This window comes from Thermodesulfobacteriota bacterium (assembly GCA_040755095.1).
Taxonomy (GTDB): domain Bacteria; phylum Desulfobacterota; class Desulfobulbia; order Desulfobulbales; family JBFMBH01; genus JBFMBH01.
In genome coordinates, this window is the sequence record JBFMBH010000220.1 from 1 (window position 1) to 3,518 (window position 3,518).

Sequence of the window (3,518 nt, forward strand, 5' to 3'; positions counted from 1 at the left end):
CCGCCCAGCTCGGCACCATGCAGGTGAACGAGGAGATCGACGCCTTCCGCACCCTGGGCATCTCCCAGGTCGATTTCCTGGTGCTGCCGCGCATGCTGGCGCTGATGCTCATGGTGCCGCTGCTCACCCTCTACGCAAGTTTTGTCGGCATGCTCGCCGGGCTCCTCGTCTCGGCCGCCATTTTCGACATCGGCATGTTCGAGTATTACACCGAAACCCTGCGGGCCCTGGAGTTGAAGCATTTTTTTGTGGGGCTTTCCAAGGGCACGGTCTACGGCGGCATGGTGGCCTTTTCCGGCTGCCTGCGCGGCATCCAGTGCGGCAGGAACGCCGAGGCGGTGGGCCGGGCCGCCACCTCGGCCGTGGTCACCGGCATTCTGCTGATCACCATCACCGCCTCGCTCATGACCATCATCTTTTACCGGCTGGGTATCTGACATGAACAATGCGCCACACATCGAGGTCCGCGACCTGACCATGGCCTACGGGGATTTCGTGGTCCAGCGGGACCTGAGCTTTACGGTGAACAGCGGGGACATCTTCGTCATCATGGGCGGCAACGGCTGCGGCAAGACGACGCTGATGCGGCATCTCATCGGGCTGCAGCGTCCGGCCAGGGGAGAGGTCTTCTACCACGGCGAGGATTTCTGGAACGCCGAGCCGGAGGAGCGGGAGCGCATGAAACGGCGGCTCGGCGTCCTCTTCCAGGGCGGGGCGCTGTGGAGTTCGCTGACCATTGCCGAGAACGTGGCCCTGCCGATTGGCGAATACACCGCCCTGCCGGCGGACAAGATCAACGAGGTGGTCTCCTTCAAGCTCGCCCTGGTGGGGCTGGCCGGCTTCGAGGAGTTCTATCCCTCGGAACTGTCGGGGGGCATGCGCAAGCGGGCCGGCATTGCCCGGGCCATGGCCCTTGACCCGGAGATCCTGGTCATCGACGAGCCCTCCTCGGGACTGGACCCGCTCACGGCCCGCCGGCTCGACGATCTCATCATGGAGCTGCGCAACAGCCTGGGCACCACCATCGTGGTGATCACCCACGACATCGCCAGCATCCTCACCATCGGCAACAATTCCATTTTCCTCGACACCGACCGCCACACCATGATTGCCACGGGCAATCCGCGCACGGCCCTGGAGCACGGCGCGGCCAGCGTGCGGCGGTTTCTGTCGCGGGGGGAGGTGCGCCCATGAGCAGGCGGGCCAGCCCAACGCTGATCGGCGCCTTTGTGTTCGGCGCCGTGACCCTTGCCGTGGTGACCGTGCTGCTGGTGGCCGGGGGCCAGGTCTTCCAGGAACGGCCCCGGCATGTCATCTATTTCGAAGGCGCGGCCCAGGGCCTGCAGATCGGCGCCCCGGTGCTGTTCCTGGGGGTGAAGGTGGGAACGGTGAAGCAGATCCAGCTCGGGCTTGACGAACGCAACGGCCGGTTCACGGTGGTGGTCACCATCGAGGTCGAGCCCAACGTGGTGCGCTCCCGGGCCGGCGAAGAGATTGATCTCGGCAAACGCGTCACCCTCAAAGGCCTGGTGGAGCGCGGCTTGCGCGGCCAGCTCCGCATCCAGAGCCTGCTCACCGGTCAGCTTTACGTTGATCTTGATTTCCACCCGGAAAAGCCGGCGGTCTTTGTCGCCACCGACCCGGACGTGAGTGAGATCCCCTCCATCCCGACCCCGGTGCAGGAACTCACCGCCAGGCTGGAAAGCCTGCCCTGGGACAAGTTTTTCTCCGCGGCAGAGGCCACCAGCGACTTTATAGACAATCTTCTCGCCGACCCGGCCACCCGCGAGATTCCCCGCCGGCTGGAAGCGGCCCTGGCCCATCTGGACCTGCTGGTCACCAGGCTGGACGCCGAGACGCAACCCACCATGGCGGCGCTGCGCGGGGACTTGGCCGAGCTGCAGCAGACCCTGATGGTCGCCCAGGCGGCCTTCAACCGGCTGGGGGCCGCGGCTGACAGCGTGAAGGTGCTGGCCAGCCCCGACGCCCCGGTGTTTGCCAGTCTGACCAGGGCGGCCGAGGAACTTAAAAGCGCCGCCCTGGCGGTGGGCGCTGTTGCCGGGGAGGACTCGCCGCAGGTGGCGCATCTCAATGCCGCCCTGCAGGAACTGACCAAGGCGGCCCGCAGTCTGCGGGTGCTGGCCGAAACCCTGGAACAGCAGCCCCAATCCCTGCTGCGGGGGAAAAAGGCAATGGAGGAGAGACCATGAAAGGATGGTGGCGGCAAAGGCTGGCCCTTGCCCTGGTATTGATTTTTGCCGCCCTGCTTGCCGGCTGCGCGGCGAGACCTGAAACGAGGCTCTATCTGCTCTCCGCCCTGGCGCCGGATGACTCGTCAGCCGGAGGAACCGGGCGGAGCATGGTGATCGGCCTGGGGCCGGTGACCCTGCCCGACTACCTGGACCGGCCCCAGATCGTTTTCCGCGTCTCGGACAACCGCCTGGCGGCCGCCGATACCCACCGCTGGGCCGAGCCGCTGGCCGGCAATGTGGTGCGGGTACTGGCCGAAAACCTGGCGGCCCGGCTGCACCCCAGCCGCATTCTGACCTACCCCTGGCAAAAGAGCGAGGCGCCGGGCTATCAGGTCCGGGTTGAGGTGCTGCGCTTTGACGCCGGCCCGGATGACGCGGTGCATCTCCTCGCCAACTGGTCGGTCAACGGCGGGGGGGCCGCGCCGCGTCGCACCGCCATCACCGTTCCCACCGCCACCCATGATTTCGAGGCCCTGGTCCGCAGCGAAAGCGAAGCGCTGTTTCGTCTGAGCCGGGAGATCGCCGACGAACTGCGGCGGCTGGCCCCGGGCAGGGAGTGAGATCTGTCGCCGCGGGTTTGGGTGTTTTCCCGAGCCGGCCGGTGATTGCGTTTGCAGCCGGCCATCCTCTACATGGAAGTAGCGTTGCGAGAGGGGCGGACCTGCGCTATGGCCTTCTTCAGAACTCGTATCCTGCCCCGGCCCGGCCGGGAACAACCCGGTTGTCCAGGGCGGAGGTCAGCATCTGCATGGCTTTTTCGCCGGTGCAGTGACACGGCACCACCAGTTCCGGGGCGCAGGAGCGCAGGGCGGCCACGGTCTGTTCGAGCCGCTCCTCGCCTGCGTCCAGCAGGTGAAAGCCGCCGATCAGGGCGCGCAGTCTGTTCGTGCCGCTCAGGCGGAAGACATGGTTGAGGGTGTTGACGATCCCGGCATGGCAGCAGCCGACACAGACAACCAGCCCCTGGGCAGTCGGCATCCAGAGGGCAAGGTCGTCGTCAATGGGATCCGCCCGCCGTCCCTGGCGATCAAGGAAGAAGGGGCCGCCGGGGTCTTCGTAGTCTGTCTCGCGCGGGATGGGGCCGGTGAGGCCGATCCCCCTGGCAACCAGCCGCGCCCTGGATGTCCAGTGAAGATTCTCTTCCGGCAGCTTATCAATGGCGGCCATGGAGTCGCGCGGCATGCGGATCGTTTTTGCCGTCCCGTTCCGCATGGCGTAGCGGGGCTGTACCACCCCGGCATGACAGTAAAGCTGGGTTTTGCGGGC

General features: G+C 66.3%; 5 protein-coding genes. 4 read left to right on the forward strand and 1 reads right to left on the reverse strand.

Annotated features, from left to right (window positions below):
• From AB1634_18970 to AB1634_18985, 4 genes are all read left to right on the forward strand, one after another.
• Nucleotides 1-437 (forward strand): ABC transporter permease (locus tag AB1634_18970; GenBank protein MEW6221594.1); only part of this gene is annotated, 437 nt, incomplete at its 5' end.
• A 1-nt stretch (nucleotide 438) separates the two neighbouring features.
• Nucleotides 439-1,194: an ATP-binding cassette domain-containing protein gene (locus AB1634_18975; protein MEW6221595.1), complete on the forward strand. Its 756-nt coding sequence runs from the start codon at nucleotides 439-441 to the stop codon at nucleotides 1,192-1,194.
• On the forward strand, nucleotides 1,191-2,210 hold the full coding sequence (locus tag AB1634_18980) for an MlaD family protein (protein MEW6221596.1): 1,020 nt from the start codon (nucleotides 1,191-1,193) through the stop codon (nucleotides 2,208-2,210). The genes AB1634_18975 and AB1634_18980 overlap by 4 nt, the downstream gene beginning before the upstream one ends.
• Complete coding sequence (locus tag AB1634_18985; protein MEW6221597.1) at nucleotides 2,207-2,812, forward strand: PqiC family protein; 606 nt, start codon at nucleotides 2,207-2,209, stop codon at nucleotides 2,810-2,812. Before AB1634_18980 ends, AB1634_18985 begins: the two co-directional genes overlap by 4 nt.
• A 118-nt stretch (nucleotides 2,813-2,930) precedes the next feature.
• On the opposite strand, the gene AB1634_18990 is transcribed toward AB1634_18985, so the two are convergent.
• On the reverse strand, nucleotides 2,931-3,518 hold a 588-nt coding region (locus AB1634_18990; GenBank protein ID MEW6221598.1), incomplete at its 5' end, for an MBL fold metallo-hydrolase.

Excerpts from the sequence above, each read along its gene's own strand:
- AB1634_18975 (MEW6221595.1), top strand. The coding sequence starts at position 439 with ATGAACAATGCGCCACACATCGAGGTCCGCGACCTGACCATGGCCTAC.
- AB1634_18980 (MEW6221596.1), top strand. The coding sequence starts at position 1,191 with ATGAGCAGGCGGGCCAGCCCAACGCTGATCGGCGCCTTTGTGTTCGGC.
- AB1634_18985 (MEW6221597.1), top strand. The coding sequence starts at position 2,207 with ATGAAAGGATGGTGGCGGCAAAGGCTGGCCCTTGCCCTGGTATTGATT.